This window comes from Pseudidiomarina woesei, assembly GCF_001418345.1.
Classification (GTDB): Bacteria; Pseudomonadota; Gammaproteobacteria; order Enterobacterales; family Alteromonadaceae; genus Pseudidiomarina; species Pseudidiomarina woesei.
Genome location: NZ_LIPW01000007.1, coordinates 11,785 through 36,150, shown reverse-complemented (window position 1 = coordinate 36,150; position 24,366 = coordinate 11,785). Strand labels below are relative to the sequence as shown.

Below are 24,366 nucleotides of genomic sequence, written 5' to 3'. Positions count from 1 at the left end.
AACGTTTGCCCGAAATAACCAACAAGAGATTGCAGCGCATGGCAAAGCATTTATTTACTTCTGAGTCAGTTTCAGAAGGGCACCCAGATAAAATCGCCGACCAAATTTCAGATGCGGTACTTGACGCCATTTTGACGCAAGACCCTAAAGCACGTGTGGCGTGCGAAACCTTTGTGAAAACCGGAATGGTTTTAGTGGGGGGAGAAATCAACACCAACGCGTGGGTGGACATTGAAGAAATTACCCGTAATACGGTGCGTGAAATTGGCTATGTGCATTCAGACATGGGCTTTGATGCAGATTCGTGTGCCGTGCTAAATGCTATTGGTAAGCAGTCACCTGATATTAATCAGGGCGTTGACCGAGCAAGCCCAGAAGAACAAGGCGCCGGCGACCAAGGCTTGATGTTTGGTTATGCATCTAACGAAACCGACGTGCTGATGCCAGCGCCTATCACCTATGCTCATCGTTTGGTGCAGCGCCAAGCCGAAGTGCGTAAAAACGGTACTTTGCCGTGGTTGCGCCCAGATGCGAAGTCACAACTGACTTTTGTGTACGAAAACGGCAAGCCTGTTGGTATTGACGCAGTGGTGCTGTCAACTCAGCATGATCAAGACATTAGTCAGAAAGATCTCCGTGAAGCCGTTATCGAAACTATTATCAAGCCGGTACTTCCAACTGAATGGTTCCCACCAAGCCAAGAGCGTATTTTTATTAACCCAACCGGTAAATTTGTAATCGGTGGCCCTATGGGTGACTGTGGTTTAACTGGGCGTAAAATCATTGTGGATACCTACGGTGGTATGGCTCGCCATGGTGGTGGTGCGTTTTCTGGCAAAGACCCATCGAAAGTTGACCGCAGCGCAGCTTATGCGGCGCGCTATGTCGCGAAAAACTTGGTTGCCGCAGGCCTTGCTGATCGTGTGGAAATTCAGGTGTCGTATGCCATTGGTGTGGCAGAGCCAACGTCAATTAGTATTGAAACCTTTGGCACCAGTGTGCACAGCGAAGAAAAACTAATCGCTTTGGTGCGTAAGCATTTTGATTTGCGCCCATATGGCTTAATTCAAATGCTTGACCTAGAGCGTCCGATTTATCTGCCAACAGCCGCTTATGGTCATTTTGGCCGCGATGAGTTCCCGTGGGAGAAAACTGACAAGGTTGAAGCGCTTTTAGCTGATATCTAATTTGCGTCAAGGCCCCGAATTGTGGAGAATACGCGCATCTTTTATGCAATAGATTCGGGGTTTTGTTATGACGACTGCAGTAACTGAGCGAAAATATCTAGCTAACGCTATCCGCGCACTGAGCATGGATGCCGTACAACAGGCTAATTCAGGGCATCCTGGCGCACCAATGGGTATGGCTGATATTGCCGAAGTACTGTGGCGCGATTACCTCAAACATAACCCCGCGAACCCGAATTGGGCTGACCGTGACCGGTTTGTATTATCCAACGGTCACGGTTCCATGTTGATTTATTCATTGCTGCATTTAACCGGCTATGATTTAGATATCAACGAACTAAAAAACTTCCGTCAGTTGCATTCAAAAACCCCAGGTCACCCTGAATACGGCTATGCGCCAGGCATTGAAACCACCACCGGGCCGTTAGGCCAAGGTGTTACCAATGCGGTAGGCATGGCGTTAGCAGAAAAAGTTCTTGCCGCGCAGTTTAATCGTCCAGAGCACGATATTGTTGACCATTACACCTACACTTTTTTAGGTGATGGTTGCTTAATGGAAGGTATTTCGCATGAAGCCTGTTCACTGGCTGGCACCTTAGGCCTTGGCAAATTAATTGCGTTTTATGACGACAACGGCATCTCGATTGATGGCGAAGTGGATGGCTGGTTTACCGATGATACGGTGAAGCGTTTTGAAGCCTATAACTGGCACGTTGTTGCTGATGTTGATGGTCACGATGCTAGCGCCGTAAAAGCTGCTATTGAAGCTGCACGTCAGGTGACTGACAAGCCAACCTTGATCATTTGTAAAACCATTATTGGCTTCGGCGCACCAAACAAGCAAGGCACTGAAAGCTGTCATGGCGCCCCCTTGGGCGCTGACGAAATTGCAGCTGCACGCAAGCAATTAGGTTGGCAGCATGGGCCATTTGAGGTGCCAGCTGATGTTTACGCTGCTTGGTCAGCCAAAGAACGCGGCTATGCGCTTGAACAAGATTGGAATAAACGCTTTGAAGCTTATGCAACCGCTTACCCAGAGCTTGCGGGTGAGCTTAAGCGCCGTTTAAACGGTGAGCTGCCAGCTGACTTTGCGCAGCAAGCCAGCGACTACATTGCGAAATTACAGGCTGAGCCGGCAGATATTGCAAGCCGCAAAGCATCACAAAATGCCTTAAACGCTTATGGCCCGTTATTGCCAGAGTTATTAGGCGGATCGGCGGACTTGGCTGGCTCGAACTTAACCTTGTGGAGCGGTTCAAAAGGTGTCAGTAAAGACGATGCCAGCGGTAATTATATTTTCTATGGCGTTCGTGAATTCGGAATGTCAGCCATTATGAACGGTATTGCACTGCACGGTGGTTTTGCCCCTTATGGCGCAACGTTCTTAATGTTTATGGAGTATGCCCGTAATGCAGTGCGTATGGCCGCACTCATGAAGCAGCGTAGCATTTTTGTTTACACCCATGACTCTATTGGTTTGGGCGAAGACGGGCCAACGCATCAGCCGGTAGAGCAAATTGCTAGCCTACGTATGACACCAAATATGAGCACTTGGCGCCCGTGTGACCAAGTTGAATCTGCGGTAGCATGGAAATATGCGTTGCAACGTCAAGATGGACCAACGGCGTTAATTTTTAGCCGTCAAAACTTGGCACAGCAACAGCGTACTTCTCAACAAGTGGCCGACATTGAGCGTGGCGGCTATGTATTGGTTGATTGCGCGGGCACCCCAGAGCTTATTTTAATTGCCACGGGTTCAGAAGTGGCATTAGCCGTGCAAGCGGCGAACACCTTGCAGCAGCAAGGAACAAAAGTGCGTGTGGTGTCAATGCCAGCAACTGATGTGTTTGACAAGCAAGACGCCGAATACCGTGAAAGTGTACTGCCAAGCTCTGTAACCACACGTATAGCTGTTGAGGCCGGAATTGCGGATTACTGGTTCAAGTATGTTGGTCTGCAGGGGCGCATTGTCGGCATGACAACTTTCGGTGAGTCGGCACCGGCTAACGAGCTGTTTAAACACTTTGGCTTCACGGAAGAAAACATCGTGGCCATTGCGCAGGAATTGCTAAACGCATGAGCCAAGCCCCCGCACGAATCGCTATAAATGGATTTGGTCGTATAGGCCGGAACATTCTGCGGGCGCTATATGAGCGAGGTTATCGTCAACACCTTGAAGTGGTCGCTATTAATGAGCTGGCTCCGGTAGAGGCGATGACCCATTTGCTGAAGTACGATACCAGCCATGGTCGTTTTCAATACCCAGTTGCGGTTGAAAGTGCCCACCATATGCGCGTTTGTGATGACCTTATTCGCGTGTCTGCAGATAGTGAAATTCGCGACCTTGAGTGGGCTCAATTGAATGTTGATATGGTGCTTGATTGCACCGGCGTGCATGGCACCCGAGAGCATGGCCAGTCATATGAAGATATTGGCGTGCCACGCGTATTGTTCTCGCAGCCAGGCGCGCCTGATTTGGACTTTACTGCAATTTTTGGGGTGAATAGCAACGACTTGTCGGCACAGCACCGTTGGGTATCGAACGGTTCGTGCACCACCAACTGCATTGTGCCGGTTATTCAGGTACTCGACCAAGCGTTTGGCATCGACAGTGGGGCCATTACTACCATTCATGCGGCCATGCATGATCAGCAAGTAATTGATGCTTATCATAGCGATCCGCGCTTAGCGCGCGCAGCCGGGCGTTCAATTATTCCAGTAGATACCCGTTTAGCACGCGGTATTGAACGTATTTTACCGAAATTTGCTGGGCGCTTTGAGGCCATACAAGTGCGAGTGCCAACCACCAACGTCACAGCAATGGACTTAAGTGTAACCGTTAATACGCCGGTAACCGTTGAGCAGGTTAATCAAGTATTGGCCGAAGCCGCGCGTGGCCACCAGGCGCAAATTCTTGGGTTTGTAGACGAGCCCTTGGTATCCATAGATTTCAACCATGATCCACGCTCAAGTATTGTTGATGGTACGCAAACTCGCGTAGCCGACAAGCGCCTGATTAAGGTGTTGTGTTGGTGCGACAACGAGTGGGGATTTGCAAACCGAATGTTAGACACTGCGCAAGTTATGCTTGCACAGAACAATTAATCAGCGACGAGGCAAAGGTATGTCATCCGTTATTACAATGTCAGATTTAGATCTTGAAGGCTTGCGCGTATTAATTCGCGAAGACCTGAATGTGCCGATTAAACAAGGCAAGGTCGCTTCCGATGCGCGTTTGCGCGCCGCAATTCCAACCATTCAAGCAGCATTAGACGGCGGCGCAAAAGTGATGGTGATGTCGCATTTAGGCCGACCAGAAGAAGGTACTTTTGATGCCGAAGCGTCATTGCAGCCGGTTGTTGACTACTTAAACGATGCGTTAGACGTTCCTGTGCGTCTAGTGCGTGATTATTTAAATGGCGTTGAGGTGAATAGCAACGAAGTGGTGGTGTTCGAGAACGTTCGTTTTAACAAAGGCGAAAAGAAAAACGACGACGCGCTGGCACAGCAGCTAGCTGCATTGTGTGACGTGTTCGTCATGGACGCCTTTGGTACTGCGCACCGCGCCCAAGCGTCAACCCACGGTGTGGCGAAGTATGCCGATGTAGCATGTGCGGGGCCATTACTGGCAGCTGAACTTGATGCCTTAGGAAAGGCTCTGGCGAACCCAGCGCGCCCGTTGGTGGCAATTGTGGGTGGTTCGAAAGTTTCGACTAAACTCACCGTGTTAGAGTCGCTGTCAGGCGTTGTTGATCAGCTTATTGTAGGTGGTGGTATCGCCAACACCTTCATTGCAGCTGCTGGCCACAACATCGGTAAGTCGCTGTATGAAGAAGATTTAATGGATGAAGCCAAGCGTTTGGTTGCTGCCGCACAGGCCAAAGGTGGCGATATTCCGCTACCAAGTGACGTGGTTACCGGTAAAGAGTTTAGCGAATCAGCCGTAGCCGAAACCAAAGCAGTGAACACCATTGCCAATGACGATATGGTGTTTGATATCGGGCCAGATACCGCCGCAGCCTTTGCTAAAATTTTAGAGCAAGCCGGTACAATTGTATGGAATGGCCCGGTGGGTGTATTTGAATTTGACCAATTTGGCGAGGGTACGAAAGCCCTTGCTAACGCTATTGCGAATAGTAAGGCATTTTCAATCGCTGGTGGTGGTGATACCCTTGCAGCCATTGATAAGTATGGTATCGCTGATAAAATCAGTTATATCTCAACCGGTGGCGGCGCATTTTTAGAGTTTTTAGAAGGTAAAAAATTACCTGCAGTCGCGATTCTGGAAGAACGCGCATTAAATGGCTAACTAGCCAAACCCAATAGGATATTAGGAGAACCTACAGATGGCATTAATTTCATTACGTCAGTTGCTAGACCACGCAGCTGAAAACAACTACGGTGTTCCAGCATTCAATGTGAACAACCTTGAGCAAATGCGCGCCATTATGGAAGCTGCAGATGCAACAGATAGCCCAGTAATTGTGCAGGCTTCAGCTGGCGCACGTAGCTACGCTGGCGCGCCTTTTTTGCGTCACCTTATTTTGGCTGCCATTGAAGAGTGGCCGCACATTCCGGTGGTAATGCACCAAGATCACGGTACCTCACCAGCCATTTGTCAGCGTTCAATTCAATTGGGCTTCAGCTCGGTTATGATGGACGGCTCGTTAAAAGAAGACGGCAAAACGCCTGCTGACTATGATTATAACGTACGTGTCACGCGTGAAGCGGTGGCTATGGCTCATGCTTGCGGCGTGTCTGTGGAAGGCGAAATTGGCGTACTAGGGTCACTTGAAACCGGTGAAGCCGGCGAAGAAGACGGCGTGGGTGCAGAAGGTAAGTTAACGCACGATCAGTTGTTAACCGACCCAGAAGAAGCGGCAGAATTTGTTCGTGCTACCAATGTTGACGCCTTGGCTATTGCATGTGGTACATCGCACGGTGCATACAAGTTCTCGCGTCCGCCAACGGGTGACATCTTGGCAATTGACCGCATTAAAGAAATTCATAAGCGTATTCCGAATACCCATTTAGTTATGCACGGTTCGTCTTCGGTGCCACAAGAATGGTTGAAAGTTATCAACGAATTTGGCGGCGAAATTCCAGAAACCTATGGTGTTCCGGTGGAGCAAATTGCCGAGGGCATCAAGCATGGTGTGCGTAAGGTAAACATTGATACTGACTTGCGTTTAGCGTCAACGGGCGCCATTCGTCGTCACTTGGCGCAGAACACCAGTAACTTTGACCCACGCAAATATTTGAAAGCATCAACCGACGCTATGTACGAAATCTGTAAAGCGCGTTACGAAGCGTTTGGCTGTGCCGGTCAGGCTAGCAAGATTAAACCTGTATCGCTTGAAGAAATGTTTAAGCGCTACGAACGGGGCGAATTAGACGCTAAAGTGAATTAATTCGGGGTTAGTTAATAGCGCCTTATCGGTTATAATTACACTAATAAGGCGTCTTTTGGCGTTTACAAACGAAAAAGGATTAGGGGGAATCGCGTGCGCTTCAAAAATTTAGTCATTGCCGTAGCGGCAACTCTTTCGGTTTCTGCAGTAATACCTGCCTCAGCAAGTATTTTCATGTATGACGACGCGAGTGATCTAGATACCACCGAAAAGAAAGAGTGGGATGCTAGTGCGGAAGTAGGGCTATTATTCACTTCCGGTAACACTGAAACGGAAACCTTCAAGGCTAAATTGAATTTAGCCCGTGACTTCGAGAACTGGCGTCACAAAGGTGTTATTGATTATTACCGCTCGGAACAAGAAGATCAGGCGACTGGTGATACTATATTAACCGGTGACCGTACTTTCGTATCGGGTCAGAGCAACTACAAATTTAAACCTGATAGCCGTTCATCGCTGTTTATCTTTGGCTCGTATGAAGAAGACAAGTTTAGTGGTTACGAATACCAAGGCACCTTAGCTGTTGGTTATGGTGCGCGCTACCGTTACAGCGAAAACTTATATGCCGATTATGAAGTGGGCCCTGGTTACTCGGTAAATAAACCGATTGTAAACGGAATTCCGCAAGAGCAAGAAAGCAGTGTGATTGTTCGTGTTGCTGGCAACTTAGTTTGGGATATCAGCAAAAACTCAAAATTTAATGCATTAGCTTCATCTGAAGTCGGTGAAGATAATACGAAAACACGTGCAGAAGTATCAATTTCTGCAAACGTGAATTCGTCTTTGGCATTAAAGTTTTCAGTAGCAGGAAATCACAACTCGTATCTTGAAGATTCGAGCAAAGAGAAGCTTGATACTGAAACAGCAGTTACTTTGGTATATTCGTTCTAAAATTCAAGCAATAAAGCGCGAATGCAGTGCAGGCGGCGAGACTATTGCTCGTCGCCTAAACGTTTCTTCAACTGCACAGGCTGGCGCTGCTTGCGTATCTTCAAGTTTAATAACTCTACACCCAAACTAAATGCCATGGCGAAGTACACATAGCCTTTTGGCACATGAAAACCAAGCCCTTCACCCACCAATGTAAAGCCAATAAGTATTAAGAAACTAAGCGCCAGCATTTTTATGGTTGGGTGTGCGTCAACAAAATCACCAATCGCTTTGGCTGCGAACAGCATAACCAATACCGCCACCACAACTGCAATAATCATCACGCTAACGTGATCAACTAAGCCCACTGCAGTAATCACCGAGTCTAATGAAAAGACAATATCTATCACTGCTATTTGGGTGATAATTGCGCCGAAAGTAGCGGCTTTACCAGAGCTTTTTTGCGCTTCGGTGCCTTCCAAAGAATGGTGAATCTCAAGAGTACTTTTGGCCAATAAGAACATGCCACCTGCAAGTAAGATTAAATCACGGCCAGAAAAGGCATAGTCAAAAATTGAAAATAGTGGTTTGGTTAACCCCATGACCCAAACAATAGCAAGCAGTAAAGCTATCCGCATGCCCATGGCCAGCATCAAACCAACTTGGCGAGCTTTTTGGCGCTGCGATTCAGGTAGTCTACCAACCAATATTGAAATAAAAATTATATTGTCGATACCTAAGACTATTTCAAGCAGAGTTAAGGTGAGTAGGGCGAGCCACGCCTCGGGCATCATTATCCATTCAAACATGAGCTAGAATCCTTTATTTTTTCATGACAGCTATACAGTAATTAGGTTATTGTTTAACCACAATACGTAATTTAGGCTTTGCGTGAGAAATAAATCTTCGTTAGTATTCGCGCACCTGAATTCAGGTAAAAATTTACGTTAATTCCCGCAGCAACAAAGGCGAACTTTTATGTCTGCAAATTCGTTTCTTGGTATGTTTGCCAAGTCTCCAATTAAACCCATGATCGAACATATTGATCAGGTTCATGATTGCGCAATGACGCTAAAACCATTCTTTCAAGCGGTTTACAATGAAGATTGGAGTGAAGCAGAAATACACCGCAAAGAAATTGTCAAAAAAGAAAAAGCAGCTGACGATTTAAAACGCGAAATACGATTGAACCTACCTGGTGGCTTGTTTATGCCGGTTGAACGTACTGACTTATTAGAGTTAGTTTCTCAACAAGACCGCATAGCCAACAAAGCTAAAGACATTTCTGGCTTGATGACTGGCCGCGAAATGCAAATTCCTAAATCCATGATTGAAGGCTTTGACGCCTATTTGTCGCGTTGCTTAGATGCAACCGATAAAGCCAAGGAAACCATTGGTGAATTTGACGATTTGCTCGAAGTGGGCTTTAAAGGCCGCGAGCGCGACATCGTTGACCGAATGATTTCAGAATTAGACGAAATTGAACAAGACACAGATGCCTTGCAGGTGAAACTGCGTCGTCAATTGCGTGCACTTGAAAATGACATGAGCCCACTGGATGTGATGTTCTTGTATCAAATTTTAGATTGGGTTGGTGATCTTGCTGACCTAGCCGAGCGCGTGGGTGCCCGTTTCGAGCTCATGCTTGCACGTGTCTAAGTCGGAGTAGATAGAATGGATATTTTAAGCACATATAGCATGACCTTGATCGTGCTGGCTGCTGTATTTGGTTTGTTTATGGCCTGGGGTATTGGTGCCAACGATGTCGCCAATGCTATGGGTACGTCAGTTGGCTCAAAAGCTCTAACCATTAAACAAGCCATTATTGTGGCGATGATTTTCGAATTTGCCGGCGCTTATTTAGCTGGTGGCGAGGTCACATCAACTATTCGAAAAGGCATTATCGAGTCAGCTTACTTTGTCGACACACCAGAATTGTTGGTGTTTGGCATGATTGGCTCCTTGTTGGCGGCTGGAACATGGCTATTAATGGCGTCTTGGGCGGGTTGGCCGGTATCAACAACTCACTCAATTATTGGCGCAATCGTCGGTTTCTCTGCAGTTGGTGTTGGTGTTGAGGCAGTTAACTGGGGCTCGGTGCTAGGTATTATTGGTAGCTGGGTTATCACGCCGATGATTGCTGGCCTGATTGCCTATTTCGTGTTTTTAAGTGCGCAAAAACTGATATTTGATAGTGAAAAGCCGCTCGATATGGCAAAGCGTTATGTGCCGTTTTATATGGCTCTAACTGGCTTTATGATTTCCTTAGTAACGATCAAAAAAGGCCTGAAACATGTTGGTATCGAACTAACAAGTGCTGAAGGCTATTCACTAGCAATCGGTATTGCTATTGCCGTTGGTGTTTTGGGTAAAATTTTAATTATGCGATTGAAATTTGATCCTGCTGCAGACAAAAACATGCATTACACCAACGTTGAGAAGGTTTTTGCAATTTTGATGATAGTTACCGCCTGTGCCATGGCATTCGCGCACGGTTCTAACGACGTCGCGAACGCAATTGGGCCATTAGCCGCGGTAGTAAGTATTGTTGAAAGCGGTGGTGAAATATCATCTAAAGCGAAACTTGCTTGGTGGGTCTTGCCGGTTGGTGCGTTTGGTATCGTACTCGGTTTGGCAATGTTGGGCCGCCGTGTTATTGCAACCATTGGTAAAGGCATTACGCACTTAACCCCAAGCCGCGGTTTTGCTGCTGAGTTAGCTGCTGCAACGACTGTGGTTATTGCTTCGGGTACTGGCTTGCCAATTTCAACCACGCAAACCTTAGTTGGCGCGGTACTTGGTGTAGGTATGGCTCGTGGTATTGCGGCACTAAACTTAGGTGTGGTACGCAACATTGTTGTGTCGTGGGTGGTTACCCTACCAGCTGGCGCGGTCATGTCGATTATTTTCTTCTTTATTATCAAAGCGGCATTTGGCGTATAGCCAAAAACTGCAATCGAATAACAAAAAAGAGCACTTCGGTGCTCTTTTTTTTTGTGTTGGGCAAACTTTTTTGAGCCCTTGTGCGACTATAAATACAACAATTTTATGGGAATGACCTACTGTGTTCGCACCATCAGACGAGCGCTTGGTAAAACAAGCGTTGATAAATAATAAAAAAGCTTGGTTGCAGCTGATAAGTCGTTACGAACGGTTAGTTTATAACTATGCGCTGCGCATGGTTGGCAATCGTGAGGACGCCCTAGATTTAATGCAGGATGTGTTTTTGTCAGTGTTTAGAAACTTAGCAACTTGGCGTGGCGAAAGCTCTTTTAAGAACTGGCTCATGCGTATCGCTCATAATCGCTGCATTGAGCATTATCGGCGGCACAAATTTACCAGTGATGACACTTATGTGGCTGACCAGGCCAGTGACGACGACTGGCATAGCCCTGAGCAAGTGTATGCGGGTCAACAGCGAGGACAGCAACTGTTTAAAGCCATGCAAAAGCTGCCGCTGGACCAGCGCTTGGTGGTAGAGCTTAAGTTTTTTCAGCACATGCAATTAACAGACATAGCCCAGCAATTAGAGGTTCCCTTAAGTACCGTGAAGTCGCGCTTGTACGGTGCGGTAAGTAAGTTACAAGAATGGGTGGAGGTTGTATGAGTAAGCCACAAGACTTTCAACAATGGTTGGAACAAACAGCAGCAGAGTTGCGTGAGGAACCTGTTCCGCACTGGCCGCGCGAATCAACATTTCGGCCGTCGCAAACCGACAATCTGCATTGGTGGCAAAAACCATGGCTTTCGCTGAGCTCTTTAGGTGCATCGGCTATTGCTGTGATGTTGGTCATAGGGCAGGTACAAATAAACAGTAATCAACATGGTTTTTCGGTGAGTTTCGGTGGCGCTGATGAAGCAAAACTAGAAGCCATGATTGCCGAGCGACTGAGCCAGTACGGTGCGCAACAGCAGGTTATTCTGGCTAATTACGCCAATACCTTGCGCAGTGACTTTAGACAAGATTTTCGTACGGAAATGGCGCAAGCAAATCAACAACTGGCTGATTATATGCTGGCCGTAAATCGGCAAGAACGCGAAAGTGACTTAACCGAGCTTATTCGCTATGTGAATGAGCAACGCCAGAGTGATCAGTATTATTTTGCTAATCAACTGCAGCAGTACGCAGATGGTTGGGTACAACAAGTCGATTACAATGAGCAATAAAAGCCATTGTTAGGAGTTATTTATGTTACGCAAGCAAGCACTTTCTTTATCCTTTTTGGCGTTAACCGTTGCCGGTTGTGCAACCGTAGTAGCGCAAGCTCAGCAAAATAATGCCGCAACGCGCGATGCTTTGAAGCAAGAGCTTGAAGTGATGAATAGTATTTTTGCAACCAAACTAGCGCAGCAGCACGAAGGGAAACCGCAGCGGCGCAAGCTTTTTAGCGCTCAGCGACTGAGCTACGACTACTTGGCTGGGCAAGGGGTTGTTTATCGTGTGAACTTCGGTCGTCAGTTTGAGATTGATTTCGACGTTGATTTTGACTTCGACTTAGATGCACCAATGCCGCCTGGTGCGCCAATGCCGGAAGTGATCATTGAACGACACGTTATTGAAGGTGAGATTGAAGAAGTGGAAATGGCGTATCACCAAGTTGCAGAAGCAGGCCTTGAAGTGGGTGACTTGGTACGCGACATGAATGATAAACGTCGCAAAGTGCGCGACTTAGAATTTGCTTTAAATAGCGCTGAGGGTGAAGGGCGCAAAACAATAGACGAGCAACTTAGTGCTGCCAAAGAACAGTTAAACGTTGCTCGAACTCAATTAGAAGAACGCAAACAAGCGCTACGCGCAGCTAGTTCCGAAATACGCGAGAAGCAAGCGCAACGACGTGCTGAACGGGCGCAGAAACTACAGCAGCAAGTGGCGACATTCGAGCAAACGCTAGCAGAAACTTTATGTACCTATGGTACCACGCTAAAGTCACTACCTAACAATGAGCATATTAGTTTTGTGTTGCAAGGCGCTGGCAAGAATGAGGCAGAGGGACGAGACAAGATTTATATTTTCAGTAAGGCGACCCTTGTCGCGTGTCAAAAAAATAACGCCGCGAGTGATCTGTTATCACAGGCCGTGACGTACTCATTTTAACCGGTCTCCCTGATCGGTTGTCATCTCGTTTTTTGCGCGCCTACCTAGGCGCGCTTTTTTTGTCTTTCATAATGCAAGCCACAGCTTCAGTGCTTTTTTTCGACAGTTAAAAACGGTAAAGTACGCGCCAACTGAATAAGCGATGAAACTTCCATGAATGTAAAAGACTTTAGCTTTGACTTACCCGATGAATTAATTGCCCGTTACCCTCAGGCCGAGCGCAGTGCAAGCCGCTTGTTGTGCCTAAATGGCACCACTGGTGAGGTGGCGCATGAACAGTTTAAAGATATTATCGCGCATATTAATTCGGGCGATTTATTGGTGTTCAATGATACACGGGTTATTCCGGCGCGCTTGTTAGGCGAAAAAGTTTCGGGCGGCAAAGTTGAGGTACTGGTTGAACGCATTATTGACGAGCACCGTGTGTTGGCGCATCTGCGCAGTAATCGGTCGCCAAAACCCGGCGCCAAAATGATTCTTGAAGGTGCAGTAGAAGTTGAGATGGTAGGGCGCCAGGATGCACTGTTTGAATTGCAATTTAATACCGCAGAGCCGGTGCTTCAAGTACTTGAGCAATATGGTCATATGCCGTTGCCGCCGTATATTGATCGGCCTGACGAAGATAGCGACCGAGAGCGCTATCAAACCGTTTATAACAAAAAACCTGGAGCTGTTGCAGCGCCAACCGCGGGTTTACACTTTGACGACGTTATATTAAGCGAGCTACAAGCCAAAGGTGTTGAATTTGCTTACGTAACCCTGCATGTAGGGGCCGGAACCTTTCAGCCGGTGCGTGTGGACAATATTGAAGAGCACCATATGCATAGTGAATATGCAGAAGTGTCTCAAGAAACAGTTGATGCCATTGCCGCAGCGCAGGCGCGCGGTAATCGCGTTATTGCTGTGGGCACCACCTCGGTTCGTTCATTGGAGTCGGCAGCGCAAGCGGCTAAACAGCAAGGGCTGTCATTGCAACCATTCTTTGCCGACACCGATATATTCATTTACCCGGGGTACGAGTTTCAGGTGGTGGATGCCATGATCACGAATTTTCACTTACCAGAATCTACCTTAATTATGTTGGTATCGGCATTTGCTGGTCGTGACCATGTACTGAATGCTTACCAACAGGCCGTGAACGAGCGCTATCGTTTCTTTAGCTATGGCGATGCAATGTTTGTGACCCGAACTGCGCGCTAAGGTATACTAACCGCCTCGGACTGTTTTTCCGTGAATTCATAAATCGGTGAAAAAATGAAATTTGAATTATTAAAAACCTCGGGCAAAGCGCGCCGAGGTCGTATGGTCTTTGACCGTGGTGTAGTAGAAACACCAGCCTTTATGCCGGTTGGCACAGCTGGTACCGTGAAAGGCATGACTCCAGAAGAAGTTAAAGCAACCGGTGCACAAATTTGTTTGGGTAATACCTTTCACTTAATGCTGCGCCCAGGTACCTCAATTATTAAGCAGCATGGCGATTTGCATGACTTTATGAATTGGGACAAGCCAATTTTGACCGATTCAGGCGGCTTCCAGGTATTTAGCCTAGGCGAATTGCGTAAAATTACTGAAGAAGGCGTGACCTTCCGTTCACCAATTAATGGTGAAAAGATTTTACTCACTCCTGAAAAATCAATGGAAGTGCAGCGTGATCTTGGCTCCGATATTGTCATGATTTTTGACGAGTGCACACCGTACCCTGCAACCCAGGCTGAGGCTCGTACCTCTATGGAGCTTTCGTTGCGTTGGGCTGAGCGTTCAAAGGCGGCGCATGGCGACAACCCATCAGCTTTGTTCGGTATTATTCAAGGTGGCATGTACGAAGAGCTACGAACTATTTCTTTAGAAGGCCTGACCAACATTGGTTTTGACGGCTATGCTATTGGTGGTTTGTCAGTCGGTGAGCCAAAAGAAGACATGATGCGAGTATTGGATTACATTACGCCGCAAATGCCTATCGATAAACCACGCTATTTAATGGGTGTAGGTAAGCCAGAAGATTTAGTTGAAGCTGTGCGCCGTGGTGTTGATATGTTCGACTGCGTGATGCCCACCCGCAACGCGCGCAATGGCCACTTGTTTGTCAGCAATGGCGTGGTAAAAATCCGTAATGCTGTGCACCGCACAGACACTGGGCCGCTAGACCCAGAATGTGACTGCTATACCTGTCAAAATTACTCGCGTGCATATTTGCATCATTTAGATCGCTCAAACGAAATGCTCGGCGGACGTTTGAACACCATTCATAACTTGCACTTTTATCAAAAAGTCATGCAAGACTTGCGTGATGCAATTGAGAACGATCGCTTAGAAGATCACGTTGCTGAATTTTATGCGAAACGTGGTATGGAAGTACCCGCGCTTAAATAGCGCGGGCAATATCTAGAATGTAAGGCTTGATGCCGGCGAAGAAGAACTCGACGGCAATCAACATGACGATCAAACCCATCAAGCGCATCAAAATCTTACTACCGCTACGGCCAAGTTTGGCGAGTAATTGGCGGCCAGTAGCCAACACAAACGCAGTTAAAACACATACCGCAATAATTGCTGCAAACAAACTTACGGTGTTTGAGGTTGCGGGACTTTCCTGAATAAATAGAATAACCATGGTAATGGCACCCGGCCCTGCAACCATTGGAATACCAATTGGGGTTACAGCAACGTCAGAACCAAAGTCGCTTTCTGTTTCGCCATCAACGCGTTTGGGGACAGTGCGCCCGCGCAGCATTTCAAAGCCCATCACGAAAAATAAAATACCGCCAGCAACGCGCAGGCCATTTACTGAAATACTAAAAAAACTAAAAATAGCTTCACCAATTAACGCAAATACACACAGCGCAATACATGCGGTAATAGACGCGCGCATCGCAACCCAGCGCGCAGCCTTGGGTGTCATTGCTTCGGTAAGCGCTATATAAATAGGAATAGCGGCTATAGGGTTAATCATTGTGAACAATGATGTAAATTGAAACAAAAAGGTATCTAGCATCGTAAGCTCCAGTCAAAGATGCGGCGGTGAGAGGCATATAGTGTACAAATTAATCACCGAAACTGCATGATTTTTATTATTATTTTAGACCAAGCTAAAGTAAGCGACAAAAACTGTCGCAGGTCTATGGCATACTGCCGTTGTTATGTTTTCATAACGCTCTTAGAGGCGTTGTCGCACCCCATGCAAGTCCTGTTTCAGCCTGTCTTGCAGCGGCGACGCCTCTATCCCGCCCAATCGGCATACTTCCCTTATTAAAATTGATCTTGGGCTTTACATCAGGATCTGAAGCCGCTACAATTCAGCACCAATTTTAACCCAACAACCGAATTTTCATTGAGGTGAGATTTTAATGCCAGTTGTTAAAGTAAAAGAAAACGAGCCGTTTGACGTAGCTTTGCGTCGCTTTAAGCGCTCTTGCGAGAAAGCAGGTGTATTATCAGAAGTTCGTCGTCGTGAATTCTACGAGAAGCCAACTTCAGAGCGTAAGCGTAAAAAAGCAGCTGCAGTTAAACGTCACGCGAAAAAATTGTCGCGTGAAAATGCACGTCGCACTCGTCTGTATTAAGACACTGGTACCGTAGCGGCACAGCCGACAGCGGTGTCACTACAACACAGACCTCGAAGAGCCGGATTGAGTTTTCTCATTCCGGCTTTTTCTTTATAATCAGTTCATATTTACCTAATTTGCACTTTTGTGCAGCTAAGCACCAGGCAGGCCATGGCAGGTTTAATTCCGAAAAGCTTTATTCACGATTTAATTGAGCGCGCAGACGTTGTTGAAGTCGTGGATAGTCGTGTGCCATTGAAAAAAGCAGGCCGAAATTACCAAGCTTGTTGCCCATTTCATAATGAAAAATCACCTAGTTTTACCGTTGCCCCCGACAAACAGTTCTATCATTGCTTTGGTTGTGGCGAGCACGGCAACGCGCTTGATTTTTTAATGAAGTTTGACGGATTAGAGTTTCCAGAGGCGGTAGAAGAGTTGGCTCACATGCTTGGGCTTGAAGTACCCCGAGAAACTAGCGGCAACCCTGCTGCGGATGCTCGCAAGCGCGCGCAAGAAAGCAGTGATTATGAACAAATGGAACTTGCTGCGAAATTTTTTGCTCACCAGCTGCGACAACATTCAAACAGTGCAACTGTTATTGATTATTTAAAGGGCCGCGGCTTAAGCGGTGAAATTGTTAAGCAATTTCAAATTGGCTACGCGCCAGATGGCTGGGACGGTCTTTTAAGTTCATTAGGCAAGGATCAGCGTAGCAAAGATCAATTAGTCGATCTGAAGCTTGTTAACCGTAATGATCAAGGTCGCTATTATGACTTTTTCCGCGATCGAGTGATGTTTCCTATACGTGATCGCCGTGGCCGCGTGGTTGGGTTTGGCGGGCGTATACTTGAAGGCGACGGACCCAAATATTTAAACTCGCCTGAAACGCGCATCTTTCATAAAGGTCGCGAGTTATACGGGTTTTATGAGGCTCGTCAGGCCAATCGCGAGCTGCAGCAAGTGGTGATTGTGGAAGGCTATATGGACGTGGTGGCCTTGGCGCAAGCGGGCATTAGCTACGCAGTAGCTTCACTCGGAACAGCAACTACGACCGATCAACTGCACATGCTATTTCGGGCCACACGGCGGGTGGTATGCTGCTACGACGGTGATCGCGCGGGTCGTGATGCCGCTTGGCGGGCCTTAGAAAATGCTTTGCCGTTGCTGAACGATGGTATTGAGCTGAGCTTTTTGTTTTTACCGGACGGTGAAGACCCAGACACCTTGGTGCGCAAAGAAGGGGCTGCAGCTTTTACGGGGCGTTTAAACCAGGCACAAAGTTTTACTGACTACTTCTTTGCTCACCTAACTGAAACTATTGACGTACAGTCAGACGCCGGTAAATCACTTTTATTGAAGCAGGCCAAGCCACTTATAGAGCGTGTCGCCAGTGAATTCTATCGCGACACACTTATGGAGCGGTTAGCGCGCTTACTGCGCCGTGAAACCTCACAACTTGCCGGCCAAATTAAAGCGCCAACTGCCGCCAAGGCGCCGCAAGATGCGCTGAAAATGACCCCCATGCGAAGAGCTATCGGTTTATTGGTGCAGCATCCGTATTTAGGCCAGGAAATTCCGTTACATCATGAGTTACGCGGGTTAAAGCAACCTGGCATTGACTTGTTACTAAAATTACACGAACAAACCCAAGCGCAAACGTTAACCAGCGCCCAGTTGCTCGAGCTGTGGCGAGGCGAACCTGAAGAAAAGGCGCTACGGCAACTTGCGCGTTGGCAGCACCACTTAGAAACTGACCGAGTTAATCAGGAATTCTTTGATATCTTTGCGTATTTTATAGATCAGTTTGTTGAGCAACGTGCCAATGAGCTACTTGAAAAAGAACGTACAGCGCCGCTTAATCGCACAGAAAAGCAAGAGTATTTAACCTTGCTGCAATATCTAAAAGATCGTGAAAAGCGCTAATTAATAGGTTTTTGTGAAATGCGGGATACTTAAAAATTTATAAAAACACATAATAAACAACAATATACGTATTTGGCACATGGTTTGCATGGTTTGTAAGAACAAGCGAAAGCTTACATGAAATAACGAATAGAATTTCAACAGTTCTAATTTAACTAACCAAAGGAGTATCCCCATGCACTATATGAAGAGTTTAGCTGTTGCTTCGGTTGCAGTGTTATCGCTTGGCTTACAAGGTTGTGTGATTGCCGTGAATGGCGATGGCGAAAATTACTCGACCAGTAGTTATGAGCGCCAGGAAGAGGAAAACCGCAAAGCTATCGCTTCACTAACCGACGGTGTGCAATTAGCTGCTGTGCAAAAAGAGCTAGGTACTCCTAACTTTTCAGATTTGGTCACCGTAGACGGTGTTCGTTACCGTGTGCTTTATTATCGTACACACCGTAAGCATGCTGATGGAAATACCACCCGTGATGAATGCACGCCATTAGTGTTTGCAGACGGCGTGTTAATTGGTTCGGGTGAGCTTGCGTTAGAGCGCATTCCACAGAATAACTGATTAAATTCTGGCTCAAATCGACAGTATCTGCTACAATTTCCGGTCTTGAATTTTATACCTCACGCACTTATATAAAGGCTGAGTTAAAAAGTCTTTTCATTAAGTCGCCGTAAGTTTAAGACCGGTTACTTTTCTATTTAAAACAGGTGGTAGATCTGTATGCAGCAGAGTCGTCAATCACAGCTCAGGCTTCTTATTGCCAAAGGCAAGGAGCAAGGTTATCTCACTTTCTCGGAAGTGAACGATCACCTACCTTCTGAGATCGTTGATTCGGATCAAATCGAAGACATCATCAGCATGATCAATGACATGGGTATTAAGGTGTTTGAAAACGCACCTGATGCTGATGAATTGATGATGAGCGAAGATACAGCGGATGAAGACGCAGCTGAAGCCGCTGCGCAAGCGTTAGCGAGCGTAGACGGTGAGTTGGGTCGCACCACAGATCCAGTGCGTATGTACATGCGCGAAATGGGTACTGTTGAGTTGTTGACTCGCGAAGGCGAAATCGACATTGCGAAGCGTATTGAAGATGGTATTAACCAGGTTCAATGCTCGGTTGCGGAATATCCAGAAGCAATCAATTTCTTATTAGATCAGTGGGATACTTGTGAAGCCGAAGAAATGCGTCTAACCGACATCATTTCAGGCTTTATTGATCCTAACGAAGTAGACGAAGCGCCTGTTGCAGCAACGCACATCGGTTCAGAACTCAGCGAAGATCAACTTGAAGACGAAGATGATGACGTTGATGATGATGACGACGACAGTGATGATGATGCAAACGAGGGTGGTATTGATCCAGAATTTGCCCGCCAGAAATTTGGTGAGCTACGCGATCAATATGAGAAAACCCGCAAAGCAATCAGCAAGCACGGCCGTGATCATGCAAAAGCTCGCACCGAAATTGAAGCGTTAAGCGATCTGTTTAAACAGTTCCGCTTGGTGCCAAAGCAGTTTGACCGCTTGGTAAAAGACATGCGTGACATGATGCATCGTGTGCGTGTGCAAGAGCGTTTAATCATGAAAATGTGCGTAGAGCAGGCGAACATGCCGAAACGCAACTTCATGAAGCTGTTCGCTGGCAACGAAAATAGCGTGGCGTGGCTTGATCAAGCAATTGCCGATGGCGAAGCTTATTCTGAGTCACTAAGCATTTTGAAGCCAGAGCTTGAGCGTTGCATTCACAAGCTTGCGGAAGTTGAAGTAGAAACCGGCTTAACTATTGCGAAAGTTAAAGATATCAACCGTCGCATGTCTATCGGTGAAGCGAAAGCGCGCCGAGCGAAAAAAGAAATGGTTGAAGCAAACTTGCGTTTGGTTATCTCAATTGCGAAAAAATACACCAACCGTGGCCTACAATTCTTGGACTTAATCCAAGAAGGTAACATTGGTTTGATGAAAGCCGTTGATAAGTTTGAATACCGTCGTGGTTACAAGTTCTCAACCTATGCAACTTGGTGGATTCGTCAGGCTATTACGCGGTCAATTGCCGACCAGGCCCGCACCATTCGTATTCCAGTGCACATGATCGAAACGATCAACAAGTTGAACCGTATTTCGCGTCAAATGTTACAGGAAATGGGCCGTGAGCCAACGCCAGAAGAATTGTCTGAGCGTATGGTGATGCCAGAAGACAAAATTCGTAAAGTACTGAAGATTGCTAAAGAGCCTATCTCAATGGAGACACCGATTGGTGACGACGAAGATTCGCATCTTGGTGATTTCATTGAGGACACCACCCTTGACTTGCCAGTTGATTCTGCGACAGCAGAAAGCTTGCGTAATGCCGTTCGCGAGGTACTTGGTGGCTTAACTCAACGTGAAGCAAAAGTGCTACGTATGCGTTTCGGTATTGATATGAATACCGACCACACTTTGGAAGAAGTTGGTAAACAATTTGACGTTACGCGTGAGCGGATTCGTCAAATTGAAGCCAAAGCATTGCGTAAATTACGTCACCCAAGCCGTTCAGAGCAGCTCAAGTCGTTCCTCGACGAATAAGCCTGTAAATAATCTGAACGTTTGTTGGTTAAAAACGTCTTAAGAAGCTCTAGCCCTTGCGGTTAGGGCTTTTTTATTTTTAGCGCGAAATTTGTTAAAATAACGCCTAACTTCGCTGAAAAGGATGAAATATGATCGCAGTTGATCAGAACAACACCGAAAAACAGCAACCGCGTCGAATTATCGATGCCCATTTTCATATCTACAACGACTCGTTTCCGTTGATAGAGAATCAAGGCTTTCTGCCTGCACCGTTTTCCATTGAAGATTATAAGTATCGTACGCAAAACCTAAACGTCGTAGGTGGCGTGATAGTTTCTGGCTCTGTGCAGGGCTTTGACCAAAGCTATTTGAAGTCAGCATTGGCCGACATGGGCGATCAGTTTGTCGGAATAACAAACTTACCGAGTAGCGTATCAGACGAAGAAATTCTGAAGCTTCGCGATCACGGCATTCGTGGTATTCGGGTAAATCTCAAACGTGGCGTTGTGAGTGGTTTAGATAACTTGGTCGATTTTGGTCTGCGCATTTGGGACTTAGCCGGTTGGCACCTCGAAATGTATGTCGACAGTCGCGAACTGGACGAAGTGGTTCCTAAGCTGTTGAAGCTGCCGAAGGCCTCGGTTGATCACTTGGGAATGGCGCGTTCGGGCTTATCGCAAGTGCAGAAACTTGCCGAGAACGGCGTGCATATTAAAGCCAGTGGTTTTGGACGCACCGAAGTTGATGTTGCGAAAGCGGTAAAATCGCTATACGCCATTAATCCAGACTGTTTGATGTTCGGCACCGATTTACCATCAACCCGCGCGGAACGCCCATTTAATGTGCGTGACATTGAGACCGTGTGCGAAGCCTTAGTCGATGATAAAGCTATCGACAAAGTATTCGCCGGCAATGCCGCCGACTTCTATCACATAAACCTATAAAAAACCCCGTTTGGGGTCATGACAAGCGGGCCGAAATTTCATATACTTGCGCCCGCTTTGTTAATCCGAGGGGATTAACCACCTTCCTGAATGGCCCCTTAGCTCAGTGGTTAGAGCAGCCGACTCATAATCGGTTGGTCCCCAGTTCAAATCTGGGAGGGGCCACCATTAAAACCGTATCGCTTGGAGATAGTGAGCGCTAACACATATCCTTTGGTCTAGCTTTCGGGTCAAGTAACGGGTCAAGTAGTGATAGGTAAGAGTTCGTATCAAGAGTCATGATACATTCCGGAGTTTATCCACTCTCTATTTCATCTGCTAGTTTCTCGTAACATTTTTCAACACACATTAGCATAAGCTCAATTAATTTTGGCCAGTCTTGATCTGGGATATTTAGTAAATCCTTCTCATCGAATTGATGAACAAGCTGGTTCCGAATTCTGTAAATTTTTCTAGCAATTGATTCAATTGCCTTCGTACGATCGATGGCTGTTTTGAAAGATAGCTCTAAGTCGCTGAAGGTGTCGAGTTGACTAATATCAAATGTGTTAGTGAATGAGTCATCTGGAAGCAAACTTAACATGCTCATGAGTGAAGTCACCTCAACTCTTTTCCAGCCCAATTCAGTTCTAGCTATTTTCGCCAATTCAGACGCTTTACAATCAAGTTTCAAGGACATTTTCAATCGGATGGCGGCTGGAATTGAGAAAAGTCCTTCTAAACATCGATAGGCCTCAATAAATGAGTGCTTCCAATGTGTTGAAGAAAGGGAAAGGAACAGATTTTCGTTAACCTGCGGGGGAGATTTGGCGATTAAATCGCGATAAGTCTCTAGAAGGCCTTGGTCATTTAACTGAGTGAACTCTGTGTAGAATGATAATATGAATAATACGAGATTGTCTTTATGCTGCGTAACACTTTCACCTTTTGAAACTCTGAATAACGTGAAGTCTTCAAAATATTCTCTAAGCTCCTCCCAGTCATGACCTTGGTACGCTTCGTCTTCGTGTTGAGACCATAGTTCGTTCTCTAGCTGTTTTTGGGAACGAGTTTGTATTTGCAAGTTTAAGGCCGGTGCGAGAGCTAAAAATATGCCTTGATTTATTTCCGACTGGTAGATATTGCATTTTTCAAGTGCAATTAGAACTTCATCTAGAGGCGGCTTAATCTTAAGAGCAATGAAGATGTCATCATCGACTTCGTAAACAGCATTGTTTACAAGTCTTGGTATTCTGTTGTTCCTTGTGTACCCACTCCTAAAAAGCCTATACGATCTGACATCCTCAAGGCATAACGATTCAGGCGACCGACGCAGAAGTTTAAATTTTTTGTACTCTGTACTAGCTCTATCCAAGTGCCCAAAGACTTGCTCAAACAGGTAGTCAGTATATTTACCCTTATCTGCCATTAGTAATACGCTTCCCAACACGGTGACATATTAGGTAGGTGATTCCCTTCAGTAATCAGTTCTGAAAATGCTGTTTGAAAGAACTCTCGTTCGAAAGCACCAACTTTACTTGTTTTTCTGCTGAGTTTTTCATTCAGTGTGTCTAGATCTAGAAAGTCACGAACGTCTTCAGGGCTCATTTGGGTGAGTCTTGTAACCAAACCATCAACGTTGTCTACAATTACCTCAAGATTTCTCTTTGTAATGTCGTCATCAAGGTGGTAGCCCGGCTTACCATAAATCTTTGTCGCTGCTGCCGCAAAAAAACCTAGCCCTGCTGGGAAGCTTTTGAATACGTCTTTACCTGATTTAATTCTTGAATCCGACAGCTCTTCTTTCGTGTTGTTGGCTCTAGAAAAAGCATGATCAAGGTTAACTAAGAGTTGTACACAAATGATAAAATCTCTTAAAAAACGAGAAGATGAGGTTGCTTCTGTGGCATCCATTCTAGCGAAATCTTCTGCAACTTTTTCCTTTAGGTCGATTGCAGTTTTTCTGGACGTGAATGATAAAAAAAACTCAATTAGTTTATCGCCCTGAAATTGTCCCCCTTGTGTTCGACGTTGACCTTGTTCCAGGCCGAGAACATTGATGTCATCAACCGAAGCTCTAATTTCCTTCAGAATCGACTTATAAATAGTTTGAAGTTGTCGCTTCATATCCCAAGGTACTTGACCTGTATTGAGCACAAGCATGCGGTATATTAAGCTATTTACAGACTCTGCGACCCAGAGCTCTACTCGAATTTTTCTTGTCCTTATATCAGTTACTTTGTCTGTAAATTCATCTTGAGCTAGTTTTAAAGCCTCTTTTAACGCCGTCGTTCTCTGCATTCCATCAATAATTGATATGTCTTCTAGCTGGTGAAGTAGATCTATGCCGTCAGCGTCAGAATCTATTTTACGAGCGAGGCCAACTTGATCTGGCGTTAAAGTGGCGCCTAATACGAGTGGAGGTAAAACTGCACCTTCAATTATATCCAAGACCATTCGCTTCCGGATGCGCTGCCCAGTTTTTGTCTTTAGTGGTGCTCGTTGCCCTTCTACTCCTCCAGAATCTTTGTATGCTTGATCCACAAGAGCAAGGTAATCATCGATATTCATCGTGAACATAATTGAAAAGCTGTTTTTATTTGTGTCTTCAAGTACGTGTAGTGCACTCATGGTCATTTCCTTTTTAATCGGATTATCGACTGAGACTATAAAAAAAAATTAACAAATTCAAGAGGGCTAGAGATGGTATTGCCATATTTAAGTTATTGATTTGATGTAACTAACCTTAAATGCCGTAAACGTTAATCTTTAACGTACACTAATAATTTCTAGTGAATGAGTCGCAAATCGAAAAATGTAAATACGACGTCAATGAATGTAGAGTGATGACTAAACTCACATTCCAAAGG

General features: G+C 46.1%; 22 protein-coding genes and 1 tRNA gene. 19 read left to right on the top strand and 4 right to left on the bottom strand.

Translation table 11 applies throughout. The features are described 5' to 3' along the window. Positions 1-38 precede the first annotated feature (38 nt). The 6 genes from metK to ASC40_RS09790 all read left to right on the top strand — a co-directional run bounded on the left by metK (position 39) and on the right by ASC40_RS09790 (position 7,489). Entirely contained in the window at positions 39-1,187 is a 1,149-nt protein-coding gene (metK, locus tag ASC40_RS09815) for a methionine adenosyltransferase (RefSeq protein WP_055439637.1), read from the top strand. Between the two features lie 67 nt (positions 1,188-1,254). Further along, positions 1,255-3,267 (top strand): transketolase, encoded by a 2,013-nt coding sequence (gene tkt / locus ASC40_RS09810; RefSeq protein WP_055439636.1) that lies wholly within the window; start codon positions 1,255-1,257, stop codon positions 3,265-3,267. Further along, the gene (gene epd / locus ASC40_RS09805) at positions 3,264-4,292 is read left to right on the top strand and encodes an erythrose-4-phosphate dehydrogenase (RefSeq protein WP_055439635.1); all 1,029 of its coding nucleotides are present in this window, start codon (positions 3,264-3,266) and stop codon (positions 4,290-4,292) included. The genes tkt and epd overlap by 4 nt, the downstream gene beginning before the upstream one ends. A gap of 19 nt (positions 4,293-4,311) precedes the next feature. Then, on the top strand, positions 4,312-5,496 hold the full coding sequence (locus tag ASC40_RS09800) for a phosphoglycerate kinase (RefSeq protein WP_055439634.1): 1,185 nt from the start codon (positions 4,312-4,314) through the stop codon (positions 5,494-5,496). Positions 5,497-5,533: 37 nt separating this feature from the next. Next, on the top strand, positions 5,534-6,598 hold the full coding sequence (gene fba, locus ASC40_RS09795; protein ID WP_055439633.1) for a class II fructose-bisphosphate aldolase: 1,065 nt from the start codon (positions 5,534-5,536) through the stop codon (positions 6,596-6,598). Positions 6,599-6,691: 93 nt separating this feature from the next. Beyond that, positions 6,692-7,489, top strand: coding sequence for a DUF481 domain-containing protein (locus tag ASC40_RS09790; protein WP_245622259.1), 798 nt, complete (start codon positions 6,692-6,694; stop codon positions 7,487-7,489). Positions 7,490-7,530: 41 nt separating this feature from the next. Here ASC40_RS09790 and ASC40_RS09785 read toward each other — a convergent pair whose 3' ends face one another. Next, positions 7,531-8,277, bottom strand: a complete 747-nt coding sequence (locus tag ASC40_RS09785) for a TerC family protein (RefSeq protein WP_055439632.1) — start codon at positions 8,275-8,277, stop codon at positions 7,531-7,533. Positions 8,278-8,446: 169 nt separating this feature from the next. On the opposite strand from ASC40_RS09785, the gene ASC40_RS09780 reads away from it, so the two are divergent. The 7 genes from ASC40_RS09780 to tgt all read left to right on the top strand — a co-directional run bounded on the left by ASC40_RS09780 (position 8,447) and on the right by tgt (position 14,933). Then, entirely contained in the window at positions 8,447-9,127 is a 681-nt protein-coding gene (locus ASC40_RS09780; RefSeq protein ID WP_055439631.1) for a TIGR00153 family protein, read from the top strand. A gap of 15 nt (positions 9,128-9,142) precedes the next feature. Then, positions 9,143-10,411 (top strand): inorganic phosphate transporter, encoded by a 1,269-nt coding sequence (locus tag ASC40_RS09775; RefSeq protein WP_055439630.1) that lies wholly within the window; start codon positions 9,143-9,145, stop codon positions 10,409-10,411. Positions 10,412-10,532: 121 nt separating this feature from the next. Next, positions 10,533-11,075: an RNA polymerase sigma factor gene (locus ASC40_RS09770; RefSeq protein WP_055439629.1), complete on the top strand. Its 543-nt coding sequence runs from the start codon at positions 10,533-10,535 to the stop codon at positions 11,073-11,075. Continuing rightward, positions 11,072-11,635: a hypothetical protein gene (locus ASC40_RS09765; RefSeq protein WP_055439628.1), complete on the top strand. Its 564-nt coding sequence runs from the start codon at positions 11,072-11,074 to the stop codon at positions 11,633-11,635. The genes ASC40_RS09770 and ASC40_RS09765 overlap by 4 nt, the downstream gene beginning before the upstream one ends. Positions 11,636-11,657: 22 nt before the next feature. Continuing rightward, positions 11,658-12,563 carry a hypothetical protein gene (locus tag ASC40_RS09760; protein WP_055439627.1) on the top strand — a complete coding sequence of 302 codons (906 nt, stop codon included), beginning with the start codon at positions 11,658-11,660 and terminating at the stop codon, positions 12,561-12,563. 153 nt (positions 12,564-12,716) lie between these two features. Continuing rightward, the gene (queA, locus tag ASC40_RS09755) at positions 12,717-13,763 is read left to right on the top strand and encodes a tRNA preQ1(34) S-adenosylmethionine ribosyltransferase-isomerase QueA (RefSeq protein ID WP_055439626.1); all 1,047 of its coding nucleotides are present in this window, start codon (positions 12,717-12,719) and stop codon (positions 13,761-13,763) included. Between the two features lie 54 nt (positions 13,764-13,817). Further along, positions 13,818-14,933, top strand: a complete 1,116-nt coding sequence (gene tgt, locus ASC40_RS09750; protein ID WP_055439625.1) for a tRNA guanosine(34) transglycosylase Tgt — start codon at positions 13,818-13,820, stop codon at positions 14,931-14,933. Here the strand turns inward: tgt and ASC40_RS09745 are convergent. After that, positions 14,926-15,555, bottom strand: a complete 630-nt coding sequence (locus ASC40_RS09745; RefSeq protein ID WP_055439624.1) for a MarC family protein — start codon at positions 15,553-15,555, stop codon at positions 14,926-14,928. The two genes, tgt and ASC40_RS09745, sit on opposite strands and share 8 nt — an antisense overlap. 352 nt (positions 15,556-15,907) lie before the next feature. On the opposite strand from ASC40_RS09745, the gene rpsU reads away from it, so the two are divergent. From rpsU to ASC40_RS09715, 6 genes are all read left to right on the top strand, one after another. Beyond that, the gene (gene rpsU / locus ASC40_RS09740; protein WP_034733010.1) at positions 15,908-16,123 is read left to right on the top strand and encodes a 30S ribosomal protein S21; all 216 of its coding nucleotides are present in this window, start codon (positions 15,908-15,910) and stop codon (positions 16,121-16,123) included. A gap of 153 nt (positions 16,124-16,276) precedes the next feature. Continuing rightward, positions 16,277-18,028 (top strand): DNA primase, encoded by a 1,752-nt coding sequence (gene dnaG, locus ASC40_RS09735; RefSeq protein WP_055439623.1) that lies wholly within the window; start codon positions 16,277-16,279, stop codon positions 18,026-18,028. A 175-nt stretch (positions 18,029-18,203) separates the two neighbouring features. Continuing rightward, complete coding sequence (locus ASC40_RS09730; protein WP_245622258.1) at positions 18,204-18,587, top strand: DUF3192 domain-containing protein; 384 nt, start codon at positions 18,204-18,206, stop codon at positions 18,585-18,587. A 159-nt stretch (positions 18,588-18,746) separates the two neighbouring features. After that, a complete protein-coding gene (gene rpoD, locus ASC40_RS09725) occupies positions 18,747-20,591 on the top strand; it encodes an RNA polymerase sigma factor RpoD (RefSeq protein ID WP_055439622.1) in 1,845 nt (614 codons plus the stop codon). Positions 20,592-20,722: 131 nt separating this feature from the next. Continuing rightward, positions 20,723-21,517, top strand: a complete 795-nt coding sequence (locus ASC40_RS09720; protein ID WP_055439621.1) for an amidohydrolase family protein — start codon at positions 20,723-20,725, stop codon at positions 21,515-21,517. Positions 21,518-21,609: 92 nt separating this feature from the next. Beyond that, positions 21,610-21,685, top strand: a tRNA-Ile gene (locus tag ASC40_RS09715). A gap of 127 nt (positions 21,686-21,812) precedes the next feature. Here the strand turns inward: ASC40_RS09715 and ASC40_RS09710 are convergent. After that, positions 21,813-22,925 (bottom strand): hypothetical protein, encoded by a 1,113-nt coding sequence (locus ASC40_RS09710; protein WP_055439620.1) that lies wholly within the window; start codon positions 22,923-22,925, stop codon positions 21,813-21,815. Then, on the bottom strand, positions 22,925-24,127 hold the full coding sequence (locus ASC40_RS09705) for a hypothetical protein (RefSeq protein ID WP_055439619.1): 1,203 nt from the start codon (positions 24,125-24,127) through the stop codon (positions 22,925-22,927). The genes ASC40_RS09710 and ASC40_RS09705 overlap by 1 nt, the downstream gene beginning before the upstream one ends. Positions 24,128-24,366: the final 239 nt, after the last annotated feature.

What these genes read in the sequence shown, in the direction of transcription:
- metK (WP_055439637.1), top strand. Translation starts at nt 39, where the DNA reads ATGGCAAAGCATTTATTTACTTCTGAGTCAGTTTCAGAAGGGCACCCA.
- tkt (WP_055439636.1), top strand. Translation starts at nt 1,255, where the DNA reads ATGACGACTGCAGTAACTGAGCGAAAATATCTAGCTAACGCTATCCGC.
- epd (WP_055439635.1), top strand. Translation starts at nt 3,264, where the DNA reads ATGAGCCAAGCCCCCGCACGAATCGCTATAAATGGATTTGGTCGTATA.
- ASC40_RS09800 (WP_055439634.1), top strand. Translation starts at nt 4,312, where the DNA reads ATGTCATCCGTTATTACAATGTCAGATTTAGATCTTGAAGGCTTGCGC.
- fba (WP_055439633.1), top strand. Translation starts at nt 5,534, where the DNA reads ATGGCATTAATTTCATTACGTCAGTTGCTAGACCACGCAGCTGAAAAC.
- ASC40_RS09785 (WP_055439632.1), bottom strand. Translation starts at nt 8,277, where the DNA reads ATGTTTGAATGGATAATGATGCCCGAGGCGTGGCTCGCCCTACTCACC.
- ASC40_RS09780 (WP_055439631.1), top strand. Translation starts at nt 8,447, where the DNA reads ATGTCTGCAAATTCGTTTCTTGGTATGTTTGCCAAGTCTCCAATTAAA.
- ASC40_RS09775 (WP_055439630.1), top strand. Translation starts at nt 9,143, where the DNA reads ATGGATATTTTAAGCACATATAGCATGACCTTGATCGTGCTGGCTGCT.
- ASC40_RS09765 (WP_055439628.1), top strand. Translation starts at nt 11,072, where the DNA reads ATGAGTAAGCCACAAGACTTTCAACAATGGTTGGAACAAACAGCAGCA.
- ASC40_RS09760 (WP_055439627.1), top strand. Translation starts at nt 11,658, where the DNA reads ATGTTACGCAAGCAAGCACTTTCTTTATCCTTTTTGGCGTTAACCGTT.
- queA (WP_055439626.1), top strand. Translation starts at nt 12,717, where the DNA reads ATGAATGTAAAAGACTTTAGCTTTGACTTACCCGATGAATTAATTGCC.
- tgt (WP_055439625.1), top strand. Translation starts at nt 13,818, where the DNA reads ATGAAATTTGAATTATTAAAAACCTCGGGCAAAGCGCGCCGAGGTCGT.
- ASC40_RS09745 (WP_055439624.1), bottom strand. Translation starts at nt 15,555, where the DNA reads ATGCTAGATACCTTTTTGTTTCAATTTACATCATTGTTCACAATGATT.
- rpsU (WP_034733010.1), top strand. Translation starts at nt 15,908, where the DNA reads ATGCCAGTTGTTAAAGTAAAAGAAAACGAGCCGTTTGACGTAGCTTTG.
- dnaG (WP_055439623.1), top strand. Translation starts at nt 16,277, where the DNA reads ATGGCAGGTTTAATTCCGAAAAGCTTTATTCACGATTTAATTGAGCGC.
- ASC40_RS09730 (WP_245622258.1), top strand. Translation starts at nt 18,204, where the DNA reads ATGCACTATATGAAGAGTTTAGCTGTTGCTTCGGTTGCAGTGTTATCG.
- rpoD (WP_055439622.1), top strand. Translation starts at nt 18,747, where the DNA reads ATGCAGCAGAGTCGTCAATCACAGCTCAGGCTTCTTATTGCCAAAGGC.
- ASC40_RS09720 (WP_055439621.1), top strand. Translation starts at nt 20,723, where the DNA reads ATGATCGCAGTTGATCAGAACAACACCGAAAAACAGCAACCGCGTCGA.
- ASC40_RS09710 (WP_055439620.1), bottom strand. Translation starts at nt 22,925, where the DNA reads ATGGCAGATAAGGGTAAATATACTGACTACCTGTTTGAGCAAGTCTTT.
- ASC40_RS09705 (WP_055439619.1), bottom strand. Translation starts at nt 24,127, where the DNA reads ATGAGTGCACTACACGTACTTGAAGACACAAATAAAAACAGCTTTTCA.